The sequence below is a fragment of the Streptomyces hesseae genome, from assembly GCF_031845785.1.
Lineage (GTDB): Bacteria > Actinomycetota > Actinomycetes > Streptomycetales > Streptomycetaceae > Streptomyces > Streptomyces hesseae.
Genome location: NZ_JAVRFI010000068.1, coordinates 1 through 474, shown reverse-complemented (window position 1 = coordinate 474; position 474 = coordinate 1). Strand labels below are relative to the sequence as shown.

The window sequence follows — 474 nt, the reverse complement described above, 5'->3', positions numbered from 1 at the left end:
GTGTCACTCATTCCCAGGGATTCCGCGAACCGGGTTCTCGCGTCGTGGGGTGCGCGACCGAGCGCGGTGTCGAGAATGCCCTGAGACTCGGCGCGAGGCTGGTAGCCAGCACCGCCTGCCTCCCAGTTCGACACCGTGCGGTCGCTGACCCCCAGGTACGCGGCGAAGTCCCGCAGGCTCATGCGCAGGGCGTCGCGTAGCAGCCGGGCTTCCCGACCGGACCATCTCTGCACCGTGACCACCGTGGCACCCCCTGTCCGTCACCCGGTGGAACGACCGAACGACCAGCGTAGCCAGCCTTGTTCAGCAGAGCTGCGGCATTGCTGCAGCGCCCGTACATCACACTCCGCAACCGTCTTGCTTCAGGCTGAACCCACCGCGCCGGGGCCGGCCCCCACCGGGCAGCCCCTCCGCGTCCTCTCCGGCACCACCACCAGAAGGACCTCCGGCATTACCGACATCGGCAAGCGACAC

Annotated in this window: 1 protein-coding gene; it reads right to left on the bottom strand. The window is 68.6% G+C overall.

All coding sequences use genetic code 11. From position 1 onward, the window contains the following. Positions 1 to 182, bottom strand: a 182-nt coding sequence (locus tag RM609_RS34225; protein WP_311616587.1) for a helix-turn-helix domain-containing protein, incomplete at its 3' end; no start/stop codon positions are given. Positions 183 to 474 lie beyond the last annotated feature (292 nt).